At 34.5% G+C, this 22,660-nt stretch carries 24 protein-coding genes and 1 tRNA gene; 5 read left to right on the forward strand and 20 right to left on the reverse strand.

The features are described 5' to 3' along the window. Positions 1 to 41 precede the first annotated feature (41 nt). The 3 genes from JMA43_RS01305 to JMA43_RS01315 form a co-directional block, all read right to left on the reverse strand. Entirely contained in the window at positions 42 to 2,276 is a 2,235-nt protein-coding gene (locus JMA43_RS01305; RefSeq protein ID WP_342154151.1) for a S9 family peptidase, read from the reverse strand. A gap of 12 nt (positions 2,277 to 2,288) precedes the next feature. Beyond that, entirely contained in the window at positions 2,289 to 3,674 is a 1,386-nt protein-coding gene (locus JMA43_RS01310; protein WP_342154153.1) for an aminopeptidase P family protein, read from the reverse strand. Between the two features lie 179 nt (positions 3,675 to 3,853). Next, positions 3,854 to 5,242, reverse strand: coding sequence for a dipeptidase (locus JMA43_RS01315; RefSeq protein WP_342154155.1), 1,389 nt, complete (start codon positions 5,240 to 5,242; stop codon positions 3,854 to 3,856). A 103-nt stretch (positions 5,243 to 5,345) separates the two neighbouring features. Between JMA43_RS01315 and JMA43_RS01320 the strand changes: the two genes are divergently transcribed. Further along, positions 5,346 to 5,427, forward strand: a tRNA-Leu gene (locus tag JMA43_RS01320). Positions 5,428 to 5,561: 134 nt separating this feature from the next. On the opposite strand, the gene JMA43_RS01325 is transcribed toward JMA43_RS01320, so the two are convergent. Beyond that, entirely contained in the window at positions 5,562 to 5,888 is a 327-nt protein-coding gene (locus JMA43_RS01325) for a hypothetical protein (protein ID WP_342154157.1), read from the reverse strand. 275 nt (positions 5,889 to 6,163) lie between these two features. Here JMA43_RS01325 and JMA43_RS01330 point away from each other — a divergent pair, with 275 nt between their 5' ends. Further along, positions 6,164 to 7,243, forward strand: coding sequence for a hypothetical protein (locus JMA43_RS01330; RefSeq protein WP_342154158.1), 1,080 nt, complete (start codon positions 6,164 to 6,166; stop codon positions 7,241 to 7,243). Between the two features lie 181 nt (positions 7,244 to 7,424). On the opposite strand, the gene JMA43_RS01335 is transcribed toward JMA43_RS01330, so the two are convergent. Then, positions 7,425 to 10,790 carry a phage tail tape measure protein gene (locus JMA43_RS01335; protein ID WP_342154160.1) on the reverse strand — a complete coding sequence of 1,122 codons (3,366 nt, stop codon included), beginning with the start codon at positions 10,788 to 10,790 and terminating at the stop codon, positions 7,425 to 7,427. 11 nt (positions 10,791 to 10,801) lie between these two features. Next, entirely contained in the window at positions 10,802 to 11,260 is a 459-nt protein-coding gene (locus JMA43_RS01340) for a hypothetical protein (RefSeq protein ID WP_342154162.1), read from the reverse strand. Between the two features lie 289 nt (positions 11,261 to 11,549). On the opposite strand from JMA43_RS01340, the gene JMA43_RS01345 reads away from it, so the two are divergent. Continuing rightward, positions 11,550 to 12,158, forward strand: a complete 609-nt coding sequence (locus JMA43_RS01345) for a hypothetical protein (RefSeq protein WP_342154164.1) — start codon at positions 11,550 to 11,552, stop codon at positions 12,156 to 12,158. A gap of 157 nt (positions 12,159 to 12,315) precedes the next feature. On the opposite strand, the gene JMA43_RS01350 is transcribed toward JMA43_RS01345, so the two are convergent. From JMA43_RS01350 to JMA43_RS01405, 12 genes are all read right to left on the reverse strand, one after another. After that, positions 12,316 to 12,591: a hypothetical protein gene (locus JMA43_RS01350; RefSeq protein WP_342154166.1), complete on the reverse strand. Its 276-nt coding sequence runs from the start codon at positions 12,589 to 12,591 to the stop codon at positions 12,316 to 12,318. Positions 12,592 to 12,602: 11 nt separating this feature from the next. Beyond that, positions 12,603 to 12,920: a hypothetical protein gene (locus tag JMA43_RS01355; protein WP_342154168.1), complete on the reverse strand. Its 318-nt coding sequence runs from the start codon at positions 12,918 to 12,920 to the stop codon at positions 12,603 to 12,605. 36 nt (positions 12,921 to 12,956) lie between these two features. Next, positions 12,957 to 13,172 (reverse strand): hypothetical protein, encoded by a 216-nt coding sequence (locus JMA43_RS01360; RefSeq protein ID WP_342154170.1) that lies wholly within the window; start codon positions 13,170 to 13,172, stop codon positions 12,957 to 12,959. Positions 13,173 to 13,192: 20 nt separating this feature from the next. After that, the gene (locus JMA43_RS01365; protein WP_342154172.1) at positions 13,193 to 13,588 is read right to left on the reverse strand and encodes a hypothetical protein; all 396 of its coding nucleotides are present in this window, start codon (positions 13,586 to 13,588) and stop codon (positions 13,193 to 13,195) included. Positions 13,589 to 13,591: 3 nt separating this feature from the next. Continuing rightward, a complete protein-coding gene (locus tag JMA43_RS01370) occupies positions 13,592 to 13,828 on the reverse strand; it encodes a hypothetical protein (protein ID WP_342154173.1) in 237 nt (78 codons plus the stop codon). Next, positions 13,821 to 14,144 carry a hypothetical protein gene (locus JMA43_RS01375; RefSeq protein WP_342154175.1) on the reverse strand — a complete coding sequence of 108 codons (324 nt, stop codon included), beginning with the start codon at positions 14,142 to 14,144 and terminating at the stop codon, positions 13,821 to 13,823. The genes JMA43_RS01370 and JMA43_RS01375 overlap by 8 nt, the downstream gene beginning before the upstream one ends. 237 nt (positions 14,145 to 14,381) lie before the next feature. Then, a complete protein-coding gene (locus tag JMA43_RS01380; protein WP_342154177.1) occupies positions 14,382 to 15,077 on the reverse strand; it encodes a hypothetical protein in 696 nt (231 codons plus the stop codon). After that, positions 15,074 to 15,379 (reverse strand): hypothetical protein, encoded by a 306-nt coding sequence (locus JMA43_RS01385; protein WP_342154179.1) that lies wholly within the window; start codon positions 15,377 to 15,379, stop codon positions 15,074 to 15,076. Before JMA43_RS01385 ends, JMA43_RS01380 begins: the two co-directional genes overlap by 4 nt. Positions 15,380 to 15,391: 12 nt before the next feature. Continuing rightward, positions 15,392 to 15,664: a helix-turn-helix domain-containing protein gene (locus JMA43_RS01390; protein ID WP_342154180.1), complete on the reverse strand. Its 273-nt coding sequence runs from the start codon at positions 15,662 to 15,664 to the stop codon at positions 15,392 to 15,394. Positions 15,665 to 15,966: 302 nt separating this feature from the next. After that, the gene (locus tag JMA43_RS01395; protein ID WP_342154182.1) at positions 15,967 to 16,434 is read right to left on the reverse strand and encodes a hypothetical protein; all 468 of its coding nucleotides are present in this window, start codon (positions 16,432 to 16,434) and stop codon (positions 15,967 to 15,969) included. A gap of 94 nt (positions 16,435 to 16,528) precedes the next feature. After that, on the reverse strand, positions 16,529 to 17,164 hold the full coding sequence (locus JMA43_RS01400) for a hypothetical protein (RefSeq protein ID WP_342154183.1): 636 nt from the start codon (positions 17,162 to 17,164) through the stop codon (positions 16,529 to 16,531). 16 nt (positions 17,165 to 17,180) lie between these two features. Then, the gene (locus JMA43_RS01405) at positions 17,181 to 18,476 is read right to left on the reverse strand and encodes a tyrosine-type recombinase/integrase (protein WP_342154185.1); all 1,296 of its coding nucleotides are present in this window, start codon (positions 18,474 to 18,476) and stop codon (positions 17,181 to 17,183) included. Between the two features lie 305 nt (positions 18,477 to 18,781). Here JMA43_RS01405 and JMA43_RS01410 point away from each other — a divergent pair, with 305 nt between their 5' ends. Then, on the forward strand, positions 18,782 to 19,582 hold the full coding sequence (locus JMA43_RS01410; protein WP_342154187.1) for a glycoside hydrolase family 16 protein: 801 nt from the start codon (positions 18,782 to 18,784) through the stop codon (positions 19,580 to 19,582). Positions 19,583 to 19,631: 49 nt separating this feature from the next. Here JMA43_RS01410 and JMA43_RS01415 read toward each other — a convergent pair whose 3' ends face one another. Together JMA43_RS01415 and JMA43_RS01420 are read right to left on the reverse strand one after the other, a co-directional pair. Further along, complete coding sequence (locus tag JMA43_RS01415) at positions 19,632 to 20,048, reverse strand: hypothetical protein (RefSeq protein WP_342154189.1); 417 nt, start codon at positions 20,046 to 20,048, stop codon at positions 19,632 to 19,634. 114 nt (positions 20,049 to 20,162) lie between these two features. Continuing rightward, positions 20,163 to 21,347 (reverse strand): 3-deoxy-D-manno-octulosonic acid transferase, encoded by a 1,185-nt coding sequence (locus JMA43_RS01420; RefSeq protein ID WP_342154191.1) that lies wholly within the window; start codon positions 21,345 to 21,347, stop codon positions 20,163 to 20,165. 157 nt (positions 21,348 to 21,504) lie between these two features. Between JMA43_RS01420 and JMA43_RS01425 the strand changes: the two genes are divergently transcribed. Continuing rightward, positions 21,505 to 22,650: a DegT/DnrJ/EryC1/StrS family aminotransferase gene (locus JMA43_RS01425; protein WP_342154194.1), complete on the forward strand. Its 1,146-nt coding sequence runs from the start codon at positions 21,505 to 21,507 to the stop codon at positions 22,648 to 22,650. Positions 22,651 to 22,660: the final 10 nt, after the last annotated feature.

Below are 22,660 nucleotides of genomic sequence, written 5' to 3' on the forward strand. Positions count from 1 at the left end.
TTTTTGCTCCCTTTTTGAATAAACCAACTTAAAACTGTTTGCTATTTGTTATGCTTCAACAAATAATTTGTAATTAACGTATATAAATGTCTTGATGTATTTTGACCTTCGTTTATACTGTGAGAACGGTTTGGATAAACCATTAAATCGAATTGCTTGTTTTGCTTAACCAATTCGTTAATTAAATATTCCATGCTTTGGTAATGCACATTATCATCGCCCGTTCCATGAACTACCAATAAGTTCCCTTCTAGATTTTTAGCGTAGGTTATAGGCGAACCTGCAATAAAGTCTTCTTTATTTTCTTGTGGTAAGCCCATATAGCGTTCTTGATATACATTATCGTACAACAATTGGTTAGAAACTGCCGCCACTGCTATACCTGTTTTATAAATTTCTGGATATTTAAACATTAAATTTAAGGTCATAGAACCGCCTCCGCTCCATCCCCAAACGGCAACTTTATCTGTGTCAATAAAGTCCCATTTTAAAACCTCTTTTGCTGCAAGTGCTTGGTCTTTGGTATTGATAACACCTACGTTTCTGTAAATAGATTTTCGCCACTTACTCCCTTTTAAAGTAGGTGTTCCTCGATTATCCATTTTTACAACAACAAACCCTTGTTGCGCTAAAAAAATATCGTACAACCCTATCCAACTATCTTTTGCTACTTGTCCCCAAGGTTCGCCATACACATTAAAAACAACAGGATATTTTTTTGTAGCATCAAAATCTTTTGGTTTTGTAATTCTCCCGTCAACTTCAATTCCTTCGGAAGTGGTCACTTTAAAAAAAGTAGTTGTAGGAAGTGCAAGCGTTTGTAACTTTTCTTTTAAATGAGTGTTCCCCTCCAAAGTGATAACAGTTTCATGCTTTGGTAAATCAATCAAACGGGTTGTTCTAGGCTCGTTTACATTGGTATGATGATGAATTGCATAAGCTCCGTTTGGAGCAACATCATAGGTGTTTATTCCGCTAAACGACTGCGGAGTAATTCTCTTTAAAGTTCCTTTTCCGTTTAACGGAACAGTGTATAAATAACGTTGTGTTGCATCTTCTGGAGAAGCACTGAAAAACAATTTATCTTTCGACACTGCATAAAATGAAGCTACATCGTAATCTCCAGGTGTTAGCACTGTTTTACTTCCGCTGGCAATATTCACTTTGTAAACATGTCGCCATCCGTCGGTTTCTGTCATTCTTAAAAAAGACGAATTGTTATCGGTTAGCAATAATTTATTTCCGTCCCATTGGTTTGCAGAAGCATCTGGGTAACCAATATCTACCCAAGTATCTTCTGTTTCAGTATAAATCTTTTTAACAGTATTTGTAGACGGTTGATACGTAAAAACATTTAATACATTTTGTTTTCTGTTTAATTGCTGAATAAGTAGCAAATCAGCATTTACCCATTGCATCCCAGGAATATAATGTTGTACAGGATCTCCTGGAACAGCAATCCATTGAATATTTTTTGAAGTTGTATTTACTACCGCCACTTTTGTGCTCGACGGGTCTTGCCCTACCTTTGGATATTGAACTGGAATTGGTTTTGAATAAATAGAATCGGTATTATTAATCATATAAAACGTTCCAATTTTGGATGCATCGAGTTGCCAAAAAGCAATTTGTTTTGCATCTGGACTCCATGAAAAACCATCGCGCATTCCAAACTCCTCTTCGTACACCCAATCGAAAGTTCCGTTAATGATATCTTTTGTTCCATCGGTTGTTAAGGCTGTTATTGCTCCAGTATTAAAATCTTCTTTATACAAATTGAAATTCTGTACATAGGCAACATATTTATTGTCTCCCGAAAATTTAGCAAACATTAAAGACGATGATGGAAATTTAGCACCTATCTGCTTCAACGATTTTGTAGTGAAATCGTACACCCAATAATCTCCTTTTGTATTGGAACGCCAAACTCTGCTTGAATTTGTAAAAATAAGCACCTTGCTTTCGTCGTCGGACAGACTAAAATTCTCGATACGCAATGCCTTGTCACTTCCTTTCGGTTTTAAGTCTTCCGCAGTAACAAAAACACTCTTCTCATTATTCTTACTTAAATATTTTATAAGTTGGTCTTCTCCCGCATTATTCCTTTCAATCGTTACAAATGCATCGCCGTTTGCAATCCAAGAAATAGGTCGCTGGTAAGAACCTCTAAACTCCGAAGAATTGTAAATTCTATCAAGCGTTAATTTGTCATCTTGCGCCGAAACCAACACAGGAATACTAATAAAAAGCGTAATGAGCCAAAAGTATTTTTTCATTTTCAATTTGTTTTATGCGTTTATAAGTGCTTCAATTTCGTTGGTAGTTTTTGCCAGTGGTGCTCCTAAAAGCTGACTACCAGTGTTGGTTATCAGAAAGTCTTCTTCAACGCGAATTCCTCCGAAATTTTTAAACTTTGCTACTTCGTCATAATTAATAAATGCCTCGTGTTTTCCTTGTGCTTGCCACGCGTCAATTAAAAAAGGATTAAAGTACAATCCAGGCTCAATTGTTAACACAAAACCCTCTTTTAAAGCTTTTCCTAATCGCAACGATTTCAACCCGAATTCTGTGCTCTTTTTTAGAGTTTCGGTATAACCTACATAAGGTTCTCCAAGGTTTTCCATATCGTGCACATCAAGTCCCATCATATGTCCTAAGCCACATTGAAAAAACAATGTATGTGCTCCTTGCGCTACAGCTTCAGACGCATCGCCTTTCATCAGTCCAAGCGCTTTTAGACCTTCTACCAATTTTGAAGAAGCCAACAAATGCACATCTTTAAAAAGCACACCAGGTTTAAGCGCCGAAATAGCACTTTCGTGAGTATTTAGTACAATATCATACACTTCTTTTTGAAGTAGTGTAAACTGTTTTGAAGCGGGAAAAGTTCGCGTCATATCGCCAGCATACCCCATACCTGTTTCGGCACCACAATCGCATAATACCAAATCTCCGTTTTGAATAACATTTGCCGTAGCGTGGTTGTGTAAATACTGTCCATTTATAGTAAGAATTATAGGAAACGAAATATTTCCACCGCCACCAATTGCAATGGCTTGTAATTCGCCAGCAATTTGTTTTTCTGTTTTTCCAGACCTCGCATTTTTAATAGCGTGTGTATGCATTTCAGCAGTAATATTTACCGCTTTATGAATTTCAGCAACCTCAATTTCCGATTTAATTTCACGTTGAGCGACTACCGCTTTTATAAAATCTACAGAAGATTTTGCAGTAACTTCTTGCACTGAAATATTTAATAATTCGCTAAGCTGAATAGTTGTTTCAGAACGATATGGAGGTAAAAAATGAACCTTAGTATTTTGGCTTTTCTTCTGAATATAATCGGCTAGTTTACTTAACGGATAAACTGTTTTAATCTCTGCCTTGCTTGCCATTTCTTCCAAAGGCGTAGTTGCTCCAATCCAAACTATTTCTTCGGGAGTAGGATTGTTTCCAAACAAAATTTCTTCATCATTCTCAATATCTATCACAAAATACAAATCTGGAATATTGATTCCTGTGTAGTATAAAAAGGTGCTATCTTGACGAAAAGGATACCAATTATCCTTACAGTTCATCCCCAACTCTCCATTTCCTGGAAAAAGTAAAACTCCTTTTTTTAATGCTGATTTCAACTGATTTCTTCGAGTAGCATATACATTGCTTGCAAACATGAGTCTAGGTTTATTTGATTCTTTTCAAATTTGAAAATAATACTGCCATTTAGCAACATTTTTACGTGTTAAGGATAATATAGTACTATTTCCTGTTAATATTTGCAGAAATCTACGCCATAAAAAAACCTCCTCAAAAGATGCATCTCGAGGAGGTTTTAAATTTTTATTACTGAAAACTACTTGCTCAACTCCGTAAAATGTTTGTAGAAATGAGGAATTGTTTCAATCCCTTTTAAATAATTCCAAATACCGTAATGTTCGTTTGGCGAGTGGATAGCATCGCTATTTAAACCAAAGCCCATTAAAATAGTTTTACTTTTTAATTCTTTTTCAAAAAGCGAAACGATAGGAATACTCCCTCCACTACGCTGAGGAATTGGCGTTTTCCCAAAGGTTTCCTCATATGCTTTACTCGCCGCTTGGTAACCAATACTATCGATAGGAGTTACATAAGGATACCCTCCATGATGTGGTTTTACAATAACTTTTACTCCTTTTGGAGCCAAGCTTTCGAAATAGGCTTGGAAAAGTTCGGTAATTTCTTTCCAATCTTGATCGGGAACTAGACGCATCGAAATTTTAGCATAGGCCTTACTCGCAATAACAGTTTTTGCTCCTTCGCCAGTATACCCGCCCCAAATTCCGTTTACATCTAAGGTTGGTCTAATACTTCCGCGTTCATTTGTACTATAACCTTTTTCACCATAAACATCTTCAATATTTAATGCATCTTTATATTCGTCCAGCGAAAAAGGAGCTTTTGCCATTTCGGCTCTTTCTTCTACAGAAAGTTCGGCTACTTTATCGTAAAACCCAGGAACAGTAATGTGATTGTTTTCGTCGTGCAACGCAGCAATCATTTTAGTCAACACATTTATTGGATTTGCCACTGCCCCACCATAAAGTCCGCTATGCAAATCTCTATTTGGGCCAACAACTTCTACCTCAACATAACTCAACCCGCGTAATCCTGTGGTTACAGAAGGAACGTCTTTAGCAATCATTCCTGTGTCAGAAATAAGGATTACATCGTTCGAAAGTTTTTCTCGGTTGTTTTTCACAAACCATTCTAAACTTTCCGAACCAACTTCTTCCTCCCCTTCAATCATAAACTTAACGTTACAAGGCAGGTTTCCTGTTTGCGTCATATATTCCAACGCTTTTACATGCATATACATTTGCCCTTTATCATCGCAAGCTCCACGTGCAAAAATTGCTCCTTCAGGATGTAAATCGGTTGTTTTTATAACAGGTTCGAAAGGTGGAGAATTCCACAAATCTAACGGGTCTGGTGGTTGCACATCGTAATGCCCATACACTAAAACTGTTGGCAACGATGCATCTATTATTTTTTCTCCGTAAACAATTGGATACCCTGGAGTTTCGCAAACTTCTACATGCTCACAACCTGCTTTATCTAAAGCTACTTTTACGGCTTCCGCAGTATTTAATACATCTTGAGAAAATGCTGGGTCTGCACTAACAGAAGGGATTTTTAATAGTTCTATAAGTTCTGAAATAAATCGATCTTTATGCGTATCGATATATGACTGTAAATTTTCCATGAAGTCTTTTATTATATCTCAAATGTACAAAAAAAGAAGTTTTTTTAATTATAAAGTTTGAATATTGAAAAATTGAATTATATTTGCACCCACAAATCACAGAGCGGGTGTGGTGGAATTGGTAGACACGCTAGACTTAGGATCTAGTGCCGCAAGGTGTGAAGGTTCGAGTCCTTTCACCCGCACATAACGAAAGACCTTTTTAATTGTAAATCAATTAGTTAGGTCTTTTTTATTTTTAGTCTAGTCAACATTTAGTCAATAAAACAAAAAACCTCTAAAAAAAAGAGGTTTTTTGTAGTGACATAATACAAATTTGCTATTTCCGTTTTAAGGCTTCATAATTAGCCCAGACTTTAGTTTCCTTTCCGTAAATACGAGCAACCACTCTGTCACCCCATACGGACGATTCTATCACAGAAACTTTAGTGTCTTTTGGCAATACAACAATCTTTAGATCTTTAGCTAATTTTTTAAAGTATTCTATATCCTCAGAAGAAACAGCATTTTTCATTTCTTTAAAATACTCTTCCGATAGTGCTACAGCATAGCCTTTCTTCAAGTATGCTTGCTGAGTGTATTCGTTATTGTTGTTTATAAATGACATGCTCCCAAGCACAAATAGCAGTAATAATAATTTTTTCATTTCGATTGTATTTAGTTTCTTTAAAGTTATAGAAATAATCATTCGTAACCTTACGGAATACCTCATTTATAATGTTCAAACATGATCTTTATATCTCCTGCAATAACTTAATCTATAAGAAAATAATATATCATCTAGCTCTATAAACAAAATTTCAAATTACACAATCAAATACATCCTTCTTTATAGTGTTTTGCTATATTTACCCAAACTAATAATCAACCTAATGTATGTTTAGAATCTTTGAAAGCAACTTTTTAAATGTAATAGCTATTATGATAGCTACTGTATTCGCTTTGTACATAGCCTTATTTGTCATTTCTTTAATTACAAAATCTATCCCAGCCATCAAAAATATGGCTTTAAAAATTATAGATTATTTTTATTTAATATTAATTCCTTTTCCTGTAGTGTATTTAGTGCTTTATAGCGCATCACTTGAAAACGGTGAATTAAGTTCTGAATTCTTCCTAGACACCCAAGTAGCAGTGACCTTAAAAGATTTATCAATCTGGTTTTTTACTGCTGGAATTTTTTCGGCAACAATTAAATACCTAAACACGATTACCTATGTCAAGAAAAAGTTTAAGGACATTATTCTATCAAAAGAATTTGATAGTGTCCTTTCTAAAAAACTTGAAATAATGGCCTATTCTAAAGAATATTTAAAAGAACATGCCAACATTGAGGACTTATGGCGAAAAGTAACATTATTGAAATATGAGACAGAATTCCCTGCTATTTATTCTAAGTTAAAAGATATAGTTAGTAATGAATTCAATGAAAAAAACACTTCATTTTATTACAAGCATTTTACAATGGAATTTGACCTAAAACTTCATTCTAACAACAATGATATAGAATTTGAAATAAATACTACCTTCACAATAGTTAGGCCAAACAAGGAAGTATTTGAATGGACTTTTGATCATGAGGTCTTAACTGAATTATTAGACACAGAGAAAAGCAATGCAATAAAAGTATATAATTTGGACCCAGGCAAAGAAAAGGAATTTGAACCGTTTAATAAAGATGTTAGTCCTAGCAGAGATGGCTTCAGTGTTGTTAGACTTGTTTATGAATTAAAAGGGAAAGAGGAATACCATATAAAACATAAAAGAATATTTACACAAGACATAAATAAAGATAGATATTATGGGTTTGGATCAAAAAGAATACTAGATGACTTGAAAGTAAGCATCAAACATTGCGACAAACTTAGTGTGTTTTTTACAAATGTAAATAATGTTAGATTCATAAGTGAGATTAAACAAGGAGAAAACACTCAAACACATACTCATAATGGGTTAATAACTCCAGGTGAAAATTTTAAGTTCTTTTTAATAAGAAAATAATATATTTCATTTATATTTGACAACACCTTTTAAGTTAATACAACCTTTATAAAATATAATATCATGAAAAAAGTTATTAATGGTACTGAATGGTACGGGTAGTTCAAATGAAAATAATACTAATTTTAATATACAGAAATGGCTTACTATGAGGTAAGCCATTTTTTATTTAAATATGACACTATCCTTGCGCTTGAATTTGTAATAATCCACTTTCGATACTCGCTATTCTACCGTCAATACTTTCCAAAAATCTATTGTACTGGGTGTTCTGAACTATTTGAGATAAGTATTGACTGTTTTGTGTCGCTACGGATAATCCACTTGCAACGTCCAATCTAATCGCGTTTAATGTCCCTTCCAGTATATTAGCCGTATCTTCTGTAATAGTTGATATTGCACCCGAAAGTCCTGTTTTACTATTGTCAGAACCTAAAGCATCGAACCCATTTAATCCTAGAATATCATTTATGGCATCTATTTGAGTTTCTGCTCCAGATATTATGTTCCCGAACTGATTTTTTAAAGCCGCTATTTCTTCGGCTGTCAAATCAATAATACCATCGCCATCAGTATCAGAATACAATGCGAAATCATCATAAAACCCACCTACTTTTTCAGCTAAATATTTAGCATTAAAAGCATTTAGCAACGCATCTTGCATCATGTCCTCAAAAGTTCCTGCAAAATCCTCAATAGACCTCTTTCCTTCCTTAAAACCTTCTATTATTGAATCTGTTATAGATGTGGCAGTAGTTCCTGTTAGAAGTTCGTCTAACTGCCTCTTTAACTCCTCAGCCTGCCTTCCAGCTTCTTTCATATCTTCTGTTAACTGCTCTACTTTTGCTTGGTCAGTTCCAGAACCTCTGTCTTTCTTCCATAACCCAATACCTAAATATTTAAACTGCTTCCTAGCATCTTCTTCTGCTTTAATAGCTTTCTGATACTCTAGTTCAGCCTCGGCATATTCTGCAATTAAATCTTTGGTATTATCAATCCTTTCTTGACCAGTAGAGTTGCTTAGTGCGTATTTTAGTTTATCTATCGATTCGCTTAAATCTTTTATAGATTTCTCAAATCTTGATGTTTCCGAACTGATGCCTGTTGAAAAAACAGCATTTAAAGCCTGCAATCCACCTTGCACCATTTGTCCTGGATTTCCAGAAAATAAATTTCCCGCAGCTGTTCCAAGTTCTGAAAGCATCGTTAAGGCCTCGCCAAGATCATCGCCGGCGCCAAAAGTTTCAAACAATCGTTTTGCCTCGTTTATAGAGCCAGTAACTTGACTAAAAACTTCCACAATTCTATCGGATGCGTTTTGCGAAACTGCATCAATCTGAGACATTACAAGCTCGTAGGCTTCCGTTCCTTGGTCGTATAATTTAAGTTTCTCCTTCCATCGCTCTTTTTCTTTTTTTAGCTCCTTAAGGCTTAAATCTTCAAGTTGATAATTAAGTTCTTTTCTTAACTCCGCAAGGTCGTCTGTTCCGTCTTGCGCTATTTTAAGACGCTTTCTCCATTCGTCTAAATCAATTTTTATTGACGCTCTGTCTGACTCATTAGCGGCGTTGAATTTTTTAGTTAAAACCCTTATTTGATTTTCAATAAAATCGATTGAGGTAGTGTCGATTGTGAAGTCGAACTCTAAGTTTACCTTTTGATTTTGAATTGAATTTACTTCCGAAACTTTAGGTCGGTTTACATTGTCGGAATCGTCAGTACCTAACAATGATCTTAAATATTTAAGTCTTTCCTCAGCCGCTTTTCGTATTTCTTCGTTTTGGCTCTGCAAGTACTGCGCAAGATCACTACGCTTTGTAGCTTCTTCTATATTCTTAAGAGATGTTTGCAAATCTTCAACAACTTCATCCTCATTGCCGACAAGGTTTAAATCAATCGCAACTTGGTTGCGTCTTTTTGTAAGTGCGTCAACATCGTCGTTAAATCCGTCAAGCTCTTCACGAAGGTTTGTTATACTGGTTATGTATGGATTTAATGATTTAATGCCTTCTGAAAGGTCAATTTGAAAACCTCCCCCACCTCCGAAACCTTCGGATTCTCTCCTTTTTTTGTTAAGTCTATCGTTAGCGTCAATTAACTGCTCTAGTAAATCTTTGTTTCCGTCATAAAGTCTGCCTTCCTTGTCGAGTTGCCTTATAAGAAGTTCTTTAGCTTTCTGCTCTTGGTCATTTAGTTCCAGAGCTATATCCCCTCTGTCTTGTAATTTTGCGTTAAGTTGGTCATCTGCCTTCTGTAATACGATTTTGTTTTTAAGTTCATCATTTACTAATCGTATTGCAGCACTAAGCTCCTTATTGGTTACACTTTCAGCATCAAGGTCACTCAAATAATCTGGGTATTGTTCTTTGAGTTGTTCGATTAATTTAACACGTTTTTCCGTTTCCGTATTTGTGTCTATAATCGATGCTTCGGTTAAAAGAAGTTCAATTCTTTCTTTTTCGAGCGCCTTAGATATTTTTTCGGTATCTTCAAAGAATCGATTAAGACTCCTTGCTGCACCGCTAGATATTTCTAATAGGTAGTTTCCTAACTCCTCTGTCGTCGCTTTTATTCTATTAGAGAGAATAGTCCACTGATTAATGTTTCCAGTCATTTGAGTTCCAAAAGCCGCAGACGCTGCTCCAGCAGAATTGGTCAACTCGTTCAAATCTTCGGACGCTCCTTTGGCGTTGTCTCCAGTTGTTGAAAGTATTGCAGAAACAGCTTCGACTGTTCCAGTAAGTTCTTTCAGTTTGTTTTGACTTCCACCCGCTTGGTCGGAAACGACTTGAAAAGCTTCTTGCAACGTGTAAGCGTTTGCCCATCCGTCACCTAAAACCTTGCTAGTAGCTTCAATAGCCGCACGTATTTGCGTCATTGCTTGTGAGGTCGGCACACCTTGTTTTGTCAAGGATGCAACCGCCGCTAAAAGCTCTTGAAAATTAACTCCAGTTGCAGCCGCTAAAGGAGCTGCTTGCGAAAGGTTTTGAGACAGCTCAGAAAATGTAGTTTTCCCTAGTTCAACCGTTTTAAATAGCGCATCCGACACGCTTTCAGCATCCTCAGCCTCTAATTTAAAAGCATTCAACACCGTAGTTAATCCATCGGCAGCTGTTTCCGTGTCTGTTACACCTGCTACTGCAGCTTTACTTGCTACTTCTAAAAGATTCATTCCTTCGGCTCCATCGTAACCCGCAGAAACTATCTGATAATAAGCTTTAGCCAACTTTATCGGATCGTCGGTAGTGTTTTTCGACAGCTCTATAATTGCGGATGAAATGCCTTTGAAATCTTCTTGTGTCGCTTTTGAAATGGTTTGAACCTCTTTCATTGCCACTTCATAATTTCTAGCGAAAGAGTAAGCCTCTGCCGAAACAGTCGCAAAAGCTGTAAGAGCACCAACGGCTAAAGCAGCAAAAGGATTTATACTAGCAATAGTACTACCCATTTGACTGACTATATTTATCGCTTGACTCGCCCCTTGTTGTAACAAAGAGTTGTCTATCTCTGGGCTAAAATATAAACTATTACTTCCTCTAACTGGCATAATCTTAAATATTAACTTGAAAAATCTATTTTGGAAAGGATCTGCTTTAGTGTTTGCTCTATTTCCACACCTGCTCCTGTTATAACATCGTAATTCTTAGCCTCTACGGCGGCTGCATATTCCATTCCTGCTACTCCTATAAGCACAAAGCCTTTAGGGTGATTCTCAGCCACCTCAGCAGCCACCTTTCGTGCCTCTCTGACACCTTCCTCTCCTTTGCCGTTGTATGCGTCAAATTTCTCACCTAATATCTCACCATCTTTAAGAACAACATACCCAATTGAACTTCTAAGGTTTCCAGTTCTATCTGTATAATTTCCAGTATTTCTAGCAATAGTCACAAACTGCTCTCCTGCATACATTAAAGCTTGTTGAATTTTCCATTCAAAGCCCCTATACCATTCTTCAAAGACATCTTCTACCATTTCCTTGGTGAATAACACTCTTATTCCGCTGCTTCTCCCTGCCATAACTTCTACTGTTTAACAAAACCCTAAGTTACTTACACACAAACACCTAAACAGTGATTTAAATAGAGTAATTCCGTAGTGACGTTATCATTCTCACCTCGTCACGATTTAATAATTAAACACAAAAGGAATGCGCTTTAATATTCTAACGGGACTCTTTTGTAGCTAGGATTATATTTTAATTTAAATTCTATTATTTTACTACAATCATTACCTAAACATTTATCTTTATATGCTGATTTAAATTGAAACAAAAATATAACTCATAATAAAAATGATATTTAAGAATATGACACCAGAATTTTTACTTCGTGTATGCTACGCTTTAATCTTTTTTTCCGTCATCCTTGGAGGCGCGGCAACTTTTGGGACCTATTATTATAATGATATAATAGCAAAAAAAGATAAATCTGAAATTAATGACAAGCTTGATGATATCCCTTCCAAGGTTTTAGACAACAACAATCAAAACACTGATAAAATAATTAACGTACTTGACGGAATGAACGACACTCTTCAAGAGATAGCTGAAACTGATGGGTCAAACATTAAAACATTAACTTATCCCTCAAAAGGGGAGTATGGGTTGAATATCCTAGATAGGAACAAAAAAATATACAGCCCCGGCACCTACTCTATGAGGGTAGAAATTCCAAAAGGTCAATCGGTCACAGTTAAAGTAAAAGGAGATAACTGGTCTTACCCTCTATTTCAGTCAATACCCGGGTGGAGGTCTTTTGACTATAACCTGAGTGAGAAGTCTCGAAAATTTAAATCTATAAAGCCAGGAATAATTGATTTAGAAATACACTTTACTGATGCAAGTGAAATTAAAATAGAAGTTTTTGAAAATGATTCAACCAAACCTAATTGGGAAAAGGAAATGACTGTAAAGTAAGGTAATTCTTATTTTTCTTCTGTCAAAAACATCGTTTTTTACACAACCATAAACATTAAAAATTGTATATTTGAAACTGTAAGGCGTTGCCAAATTGCTTTACCATTTGAACAAAATAAAAAGGGGCTTTGAACACCCCTTTTTTTTATCCAGTATTTTAACGGAATCGACTTACAGCTTCATTTACATCATCATCCGAAGGTGCTTTAATTTTTGATATAATACTTTTTTCATCATCGATACAACTTTGTAGCTTTTTAATCTCATCTCTCACAACTAACATAGACCGCTTTCCCTCAAAGGTATCCTTTGGAATAAATCTAATTGTTGTATTTGCTTCTAAGATCTCTCTTTCTAAAGCCTTAATAGTTTCTTTTCTTTTGGCAATTTCCGCGTTTGCCTCGTGCTGTCTTTCTAATTTTGATTTGTGCATAGTAATTAGTTTTAAAGATTCATTTGCCTCATGACATCGTTTATATCATCATCACTAACGATAACATTTCTTTCTTCTGTTTCTATCGCTCTAAGTTCCTTGTTGAGGTTATCCCTCTTTTGAAGCAAACTATTAATTCGCTCTTTTCTTTCTGCCGACACACTTTTATCAGCATACTCAGCGTTTAACTCATTTTTGACTGAGTCTATTTCAGCCTGTTTACTAGCAATCTTTTTGCTGTAACCCTCTAACGCGCTTAGATGGTCTTTAACTTGATTCTCGTACTTAGACTTAATTACCTCGTACGCTGGTGTTAATATAATATTCATTATAGTTGAATTTATGCCTATATAGGCTGTTAATGCTTAATTAGTTACTTTCTGATACGCTTGTAGTAAATCTTCTTCCACTTCTTTTGGCATATCTGCTGTCCAAAGTTTTGGAGGTGTTATTCCAGAGTCTTCCATTGTCTTTTTTGACCGGAACCGATGAGACATCCAGTCTATTGTCTCTTTTTTAAGATGCGGATACATGAGTTTTGCAGCTGCATTCATTTTTAACATCACCGATGCTTTCAACATTTCTAATTTTATTTAAACAGTTAATTCCTTCCATTGTCTGGAATTTGAAATATTACTACGTTGTCAGTCTTTTTCTGGTTATTATCTTTTTCATAGAAGCCTAGCATTTTATTCTGTTCCTTAACGGCTGAAATAGCTTCACTGTAACGTCTTTCATTTTTAGAACTAACCTTTATGCCCTCTAAGTCATTAAGCTGGCTCTCAAACGATATATCGAGCCTCTGAGATACTTCTGATACTTTGTTTTGAACATAATCTCTCATCCGTAGATTTCCGTAGATTTTTCTAAATCCAATATCAGCAGCATTAGCGTTGGCTTTTGGATAAATCGATTGATACGCTTTGGTTCCATTGTGACCGTTCACAAACCACTCATCAATTACTGCCTTGTATTTAATAAAAGTTTTATCCGTCATTACCTATTTAAATTCAACACAACTAAATCCGTTTCTAGTTGTTATTTTAACCTTATCGTAAAGCTTAGTTTCTCCTGACGCTATAGACTCGAGCATTTCTCGTGTTTTATGATACATCTCAATCTCTTTATCAGTCCTAGGTCTTTCATTTACCCATTTATCAAATGGTTTCGCTTTCTGTAGTTCGGCTATAGCCCATTTCTTTTTCTTTTCCTGTCGATTTAAAGCCGTTTTACTCATTGCCTTTCAATTTACGTTGAAGCTCTGAAATCCTCTCGTTTCTTTCCTCTGGTGTCATTTTAACAACCTTACCACCTAATTCAATTTCTGTACGTTGAAGTTTAGGAATTACAAAATCTGATAGTTTTATAATTATATTAATTGCCTTTTCTGGGCTCTCTTTCGCAACCTCATCAAGCCATTTGGAAATCTCTGGAAGCTTATCGCTAACCAATTGATGAAATGCTTGCCTTATTTCTCTGGTACTCTTATTTGGCACTCCTTTTCTGCTCGACCTTTTGCCTAGTTCTGAGGCTTTTTCTTTTGTTAGATTCATTATACTTGCTTTTCGTTACTTATCGTTAGTTTAACGGAGGTTATACATTTAAAAGTTGGTGGGTGAAAATCACTCTTTCAACATCTTTTTAAAAAACCTTTATATAGTACCTTTATATAGTACCTTTCTATAGGTGTCGTACTTTTGTAGAAAAATATTAGAGTAAAAAAACAATTATGAAGTACCCTTTTATATAGGTGTCGTTATGATGCTGTCATGAGGTTTTCATGAGGTTGTTCACGGAGGCTCGTTTTTTATTCTATCTAAAACTCTATTTAAGGCCACTTTTTCCTCAAACTTTTTCTGCTTTATCAATGTAGATTTTCGCTTCTTCTCAGCTTGGTAAATTAAGTCCTCTAAAGAAAGTTTAAACGACACGTAAAAACCTCGTGTAAATCGAGAATAATGCACTAAACCCCAACTAATTATTAGCTCTTCTTTAATTTTTGTAAGTTGCCAACGGTTTGCGTATTTCTTGATCTCATCAGACAACTCATCATCTTTTGAAACTGACTTTATAAGGCCGTCCATCCGAGACAACCAAAAGCGGTTAGTGACTTTGCAATAGGTTTTGTTTTGAACAATTGATTTAATAGCTAGAAACCCTAATAAACTTATCTTCTCAAAGTCGGTTTTATGATTTTTACAATAATCAAACCAAACGTTTCTATTGATTCCAACTTTTGGACTATTAACCGGAATACTACGGCGCAATGCCTCCCCTTTTGCATAGCTATTATTACTATTGTGAAGAATCATACCGAAATACCTCTCCACAGCTTTCAATTTCTGCGCTTTAGTACCTTGATCTAGCTTGAGGTAATGATCGTAAACAGCATAATCGCATATCCTCTGTAATACTCCAACAGAATCACCCATAAAGCCATTTAGCAATTGAATAGGGAAATTAAAATATCTCTCATTTCCACTCATACACTATGCTCTTCATTTACAAATGAATTATACCCTCTCAAATAGCTATATTTCACATTGTACCCTGTTTGAATACTTGGTTTTACTATTTGGATTATTACACTCTCGTTTAATAAATCATATACAGCTCTGGTAATAGTACCCATTTCTAAGCCTGTAACCTCAACGAGCGACCTATTATTAAGCGGTATGTTGTTGTTTTGAATTAAAGCCTGTACAACTTTCCCTTTTGAAGTATTTCGCTTAGATGAGGCGCGGTAATATTGCCATGCTAAACTTTTGGTATTTCTTTGCGTTGCCATGGTGCCAATTGTTTAAAGTTCAACAATTGCCTTTTCCACCTCTGAACGCTTGTAATAAACCCTCGAACCAATACCGTAAGGTTTTAAGATTCCTCGTTTAGACCAATTATGAACACTAGATAAATCTATTTTAAGAAGCTCAGAAACCTCTGTACGCGTTAAGTACTCTGTTGGCTCTTTGGGTTGAAATTCCTTTTTTAACTCTGTTAGCTGTTTTTTTACACCCTCTAAAATTGTAGTTTGTAATTGCTCGGGTGTTACTTGAATAAATTGTACTGTTCCCATTTCGGTTATCTTTAAAGTTACACTTTAAGACTTACCCGAAATATTTTATACTTTTGTAGTTCTCACATTACAAAGGGCATTAGATATACTTTCGGGTAGTCTTTTGCTCTTTTTTGTTGAAACAAATTTATAAGCGTTTGCTTTTTTGATCGACAATTAAAAAAACATGTTTGCTTTATATATAATGATACACTATATATGTTATGAAGTATGATTAAAGTAACTTAAAAGCACGTATATAATATATTAATAATGATATTTGATATTATAGAAATACTTTAAAAAGCAATAATTTATGAAGATTAACTCTCGTAATAATACTTTTTAAGAGTTTCAAAAGAGTAATTGAAGTCAAAATTTTCATGTAAAAACTCAATAAAAAAAGTATCTTCTACATTTATATACTTTTTTTTCCATTCTTTTAGCTCAGCAATACATTTATTTTTCCCCTCAGCATTTGAGTATGATTGATGATTAAGTTTAATTTTCCCCGATTTACTTTTAAGAAATCCAATAAATCTACGATTAGACTTTACACCCTTTTTAGTAACAACATGATAATTAGTAAACACTTGTGACGTAAACTCTGTAAAATCAATTATGTCTATATTATATCTTTTCAGATCATTTAAAGTGCTTAACTCCCTCCATCGGCTAGATTTATAGTTATAAAACAAATCTTTTAAGAGGTTATAATATTCTGGAAACTTATTTTCAACATCTGGTTTTCCAATAGCGACTTTAAGACTATTAATCATTTTATTTTCCATTTGAACAAATTTTAAACGTTGCCAATATAAATATATAAAACCCCTTTGATTCAAGAGGTTTTATGTTAGTCACATAGTTAAAAAAAGAAGTTACCTAAGCGCTTAACTTATTAACATTGAATTTGTTAATAACATTATTCAATCTTTCGTATAATTTTTTACCGTCGCTCTCCTTTGTTAAAATATCAAAAAACTCCTCTGTTAAATCCTCCATTATTAAATCCGCTCTTTCTTGAGACATTATCCCCTTAACCTTTCCTGGATTAATCAAATAGGCAATTGCGCTAACTGGGGTATTCATTCCGTCACCATTTAACGCAAAACTTATCTCGAAAGCAACACTTGTTATGTGTGCGGTCTCTAGCAATTTATATATATCAACTCTTAAAGGCTCTTTACTCTCAATACCTTTTTCTAACGTGTCTAACATATATAAAACCTCTTTCACCATACTACGATCATGAGCAGTCGTAGCAATATCTTTTATGATGCTTAATCTTTCTTTTGAAATATTCGTTTCTTTTTCGTCTAGCAACAAAATAGCCTTTAGTACATTGGTCAACATTTCATCATTAATACCCAAATTAAGATACTTGCCTCCTGGACCAGTTTTAAATTTTTTATAATTAGCCACCAATACATCAACATCCTCGATATACTTTAATAAATCAATTCTTAGACTGTTTTTGGTAATTCGATAATCTTCACGAATAGAGTTAATTGCTTTCATTTTATAGAGTTTTAAATTAATTATTAGATACGTTTTTGATTACATTAAGCTGAGGTTCTTTTTTCTCCTTAACTGCTTGTTTGGTGTAGAAATCCGCTATTTGCTGAGCGTAATCATAAGAAGATTTACCAATATAGCCCATAAACGTCTTTTCTGTAGAGTGTGCCGTTATTTGCATTATTAAAGGCGTTGGAAGTTCTCCGTATAAATTAGTAGCAAATGAACGTCTGCAAACGTGTGAAGTAATTAACTCCCATTTCTCAAAAATACCTACTTCATTTCTGTTGGTTTCTGGATTTATCTTTTTCCCTTTAGTTAAAGTATTAATTTCTGCTTCTTTACATAGTATTTTTATGTAATCGTTGAATTTTTGAAGTGATATTTTATAAGGCATCCCCTCGTTAAGAATCTCTTTTGTCTTTGGAAGTACTGGAATTGTTACGGTTTTTCCTGTCTTTTGTTGCTCTAATTCAATAACCTCTAAGCCATTACGAAAAACAAAATTACTCTCTGTAAGATTTAATAAATCCCCTCCTCTTTGCCCTATGTTACAACCTAATAAAAGCCATTTGCGAACGTTTTTAAGAGAATCCGAATTAATATCTACATTTTCGACTTGTTGAAGCTCTGCGGGCGTTAAATAAATTACATTCTCATTCTTAACCTTAAAGCCAGTAACTTTTTTTAATTGTTTACTTGTTTCAATTCCGTTCATTTCAGCATCAAGGCAAATCGTTTTTAAATTACCAAGCATACGCCCTGCATAGCCTTTTGCATAGTCATTTTCTTGAATCATCCAGTTAAGAAACTTATCTCTAAACTTAATATCAATATTCTTTATTTGTATTATCTCTTTTCCTTGAAATTTCTCGATAATACTTTTAAGACTATTAAAGTCGTTAACTCTACTTTTTGAAAGACCTACACCGCCCTTTGCGTTACGTTTTAGACTAGCTAAGGAAATATAGTGTTCTATGTAGTCAACAACATTATTTAAGTCGTTTCCGTTTTCATCTTGTTTAAAATATCTGGAAATAGTTTTTTCAAGCCAATGAGTATTAATAAGAACACCATTTGCAAAATCATCGTTAAAGAAATCTATAATGTGAGTTTCTAACTTTTGAAGTGTAGATTTTAGATTTTTATTTTCTGGGCTATTGGTTTTCGGGAAACCTGTTGAAGTACTCCAATCTTTTGAATCTATTATTAACCCTGTTTTCTTTTTTGGGGATTTACCCCTTGAAATGGATAACCTTGCGTAAATAGATGAGGTTTGCGAATTACTTTGTAATAAAAACTTAATTGTTGCCATAGTTTGAACATTTGAACATTCAAATATAACTATTTTAGTCAACATTTAGTCAACATAAACACAATTTTAGTCAACATCATTAAATTTCATTCAATACCTCATCAATATAAAAATAGCTTTAAAGTACTGTAAAATATAGCATTTAGCGAGTTATATCAATTGATAAGACAATTTATAAAATTGAAAGGTTCAACTCCTTTCACCCGCACAAGAAAGCTTCTCAATCGAGAGGCTTTTTTTATACCCTAAAATTAAATAGAACTACTTCTTTTTCATAAATTTACAACACCAACCAACTTTTAACAATGAAACTACAACTTTACTTCTGTACACTTTTTTTATTTTTTATTTCTGCTGAAAAACTTTTTTCGCAAACATCTACAACTAAAGATGAATACACACTAGTTTGGGAAGAAAACTTCGATAAGCCAAATTTAAATGAAGCTGACTGGAACTTTGAACTTGGCGACGGTTGCCCGAATAACTGCGGATGGGGAAATAACGAAAGGCAACAATACACGAAAAACAACCACCGAATTGAAAATGGCAACCTTATTATTACTGCCAAAAAAGATGGTGACAACTACACATCTACCAGAATTACCACAAGAGGAAAACATGAATTTTTATACGGTATTATTGAAGCAAAAGCAAAACTACCAACAGGAAAAGGTATTTGGCCAGCTTTTTGGATGCTAGGCGCAAATATTAAAGATGTTGGTTGGCCTACCTGCGGAGAAATAGACATTTTAGAATATGTTGGAAAAGAACCCCAAACAATTTATACTACCATACATACCAAAGACACGCACGGAGACCATGCGAGTTCTCATAAAACTATTTTTGAAAATATTGAAAAGGGGTATCACACATATAAAATGGAATGGACACCGCAAAAAATAGACTTTTACGTAGACAATAAATTTGTATACAGTTACAATCCTGAAGATAAAACCATAGGGAATTGGCCATTTTTCGAACCGCAATATATTATTGTTAACATGGCAGTAGGCGGTAATTTTGGTGGTCCGGAGGTAGACGATTCTATTTTCCCACAAGAATATAGTATAGACTACATTAAAGTATATCAAAAAAACAAGCAATAAAAAAACCCGATGCTAAGCATCGGGTTTAAAAAATTTATCTTGGTAAAAATTATTTAATTTTTACAGATTCTTTTGCTTTGTTAACTGCGTCGTTAGTAGACTTAGCAGCAGCGTCAGTTGCGTCGTTAGCAGCATCTTTAGCATCTTGTACAGCTCCATTAGCAGCGTCTTTAACGTCGTTTACTGCATCGTTAGCAGCATCTTGAACGTCTTGTGCAGCCTCATCGATAGCATTTCCTGCTTCATCCATTTTCTCAGCAGCAGCATCACCAGCTTCTTTCATTGAAGCCTCAGCTTTATCAGCAGCATCTTCAATAGCATCACCAGCTTCGCTAGCAGCATCTTTTACATCATCAGCAGCACTTTCGATTGCATCTTCTGCTTTCTCTTTAGTTGTTTCTTTACAAGATACAACTGAAAATCCTAGTGCTAAAACAACAGCTAAACTTAAAATTACTTTTTTCATGGTCTTTTTGTTTAATTATTTACTTAAATTTTGCGATACGAATGTAGTAATATATTTCATTCGTTGGCAAATAATTTCTCTACATTTTTTAGAAAATTATCAAAATTCGAAAAATTATTTAATTAACTTACGAATATAACAGCCTATTTGGATCTTTGCTCCTTTATTTTTAACAATAAAATTTTTATTCAGACTACTTTTTTCTTCAAAAACCTTTTGATTGTCAAGTAAATAATTAATTTCTTCTTTAAACTGATTAGCATTTTTTACAGAAATTACACCTCCCAATTTCACCAATTCTTTAGCTTCTAAAAATTCGTCATAATTTTTTCCGATAATTACTGGAATTCCAAAAACGGCTGGTTCGAGTGTATTGTGCAATCCTGTTGTTCCCATTCCTCCTCCAACATACGCTAAATCGGCATAACTATACACTTTGGTTAAAATACCAATGGTGTCTAATATTAAAACATCATAGGTTGAAATATCGGTTTCATTCATTTCAGAATACAAAACAACTTTCTTATTTAGAGATTTTTTTAATTTCTGAATTTCTACGGACTTTATGTTATGCGGTGCAATAATATACTTTAGTTTCCCAAGCGTATCATTGTTAATATATTCTATAAGCAAAACTTCATCTTCTGGCCATGTACTTCCCGCTACCAAACAAAGCTTTTGATTTTTAAATGTTTCTACAAAATTGAGGGTATTGTTTCGCTCTAAAATTTCAGCAACTCTATCGAAACGAGTATCACCACTTACAGTAACATTACTTATATTAATGGTATTTAAAAGTTGTTTTGAGTTTTCGTCTTGCACAAAAAAATGATCAAACGCATTTAGTGCATTCCGCATAAAACCTCCATACCATTTAAAAAACACTTGATTTTCTCTAAAAACTCCAGAAATTAATAAGGTTGGAATTTGTTTATTTTTTAAAACAGAAAGGTAATTTGGCCAAAACTCATACTTTACAAAAATGGCAATTTCAGGATTTACACATTTTAAAAAACGCTTTGCATTGCGTTTGGTATCGAGTGGCAAATAACAAACAACATCAGCAGCAGATGTATTTTTTTTAACTTCATATCCCGACGGAGAAAAAAAAGTTACCAAAATTTTATACTTCGGAAAATCCTTCTTTGTTTGCTCAATCACTGGGAGTCCTTGCTCAAATTCTCCTAAAGAAGCCGTATGAAACCAAATAACACGGTCGGTGGGAGAAATTTGTTCAGCTAAAAAATTAAAAACCGTTTTTCGACCATCAACAAACAAGCGTAATTTACTGCTAAACAAGGCCGCTAGCTTAATAAAAAAACTACTTATGTAAACTAATATTGAATATAAAAAAAGCACTCCTATTTATTTGAAGCTAAAATACATTACTTTCTGTTAATACATTGGCAACGCTTAGTTTATTTTGTAATTTTGTAGCTACTTAAGATTTATCTCCATGAGGAAAATACAAATGGTTGACTTACAAAGTCAATATAGTTTCATAAAAGAACAAGTAAACAAATCCATCACCGAAGTTTTAGAATCCGCAGCCTATATCAATGGGCCTGAAGTTCAAAATTTTCAAAAAGAATTAGAAGCCTATCTCGGGGTAAAACACGTTATTCCATGTGCCAACGGAACCGATGCGTTGCAAATTGCCATGATGGGACTCAATTTAAAACCTGGTGATGAAGTAATAACTGTAGACTTTACATTTGCTGCTACCGTAGAAGTTATTGCACTTTTGCAGTTAACTCCTGTTTTGGTCGATGTAGAACCCGATACATTTAATATAGATATTGAAGCGCTAAAAAAAGCCATCACTCCAAAAACAAAAGCCATTGTGCCTGTACATTTGTTTGGACAGTCTGCCAATATGGAAGCAATTATGGAAGTGGCAAAAGCGCATAATTTATATGTTATTGAAGATGATGCACAAGGAATTGGTGCCGACTATACTTTTAAAGATGGTACTACCAAAAAATCGGGAACGATAGGGCATGTTGCAGCAACATCTTTTTTCCCTTCTAAAAATTTAGGATGCTATGGCGATGGTGGTGCAATATTTACCAACGACGACGAGTTAGCACATACGCTTCGCGGAATTGTTAACCACGGAATGTACGAACGTTACCACCACGATGTTGTGGGGGTAAACTCTCGTCTAGATTCTATCCAAGCGGCTGTGCTTCGCGCAAAACTTCCGTTGTTAGACCAATACAATACAAAACGACGCCAAGCTGCTGTAAAATATACCGAAGCACTTCAAAATCATCCGCATATTATAACGCCTATGGTTGCTGATGGTGATTTAACTGCTGAAAACAATCATCATGTTTTTCATCAGTATACCCTCAGAATTACCAACGGAAAACGAAACGAATTGGTTAAGTTTTTAAATGAAAACGATATTCCTTGCGGAGTGTATTACCCAATTCCGTTACACAGTCAGAAAGCATACAGCGATAGTCGCTACAATGAAGAAGATTTTGCAGTAACAAATCAATTAGTAAAAGAAGTAATTTCTTTACCAATGCATACCGAATTGGACGATGAGCAAATCGAATTCATCACCAATAAAATAAAAGAATTCATTAACTAGATATCGGTTC

Origin of the sequence: Joostella sp. CR20, from assembly GCF_038433465.1 — a bacterium.
Classification (GTDB): domain Bacteria; phylum Bacteroidota; class Bacteroidia; order Flavobacteriales; family Flavobacteriaceae; genus Galbibacter.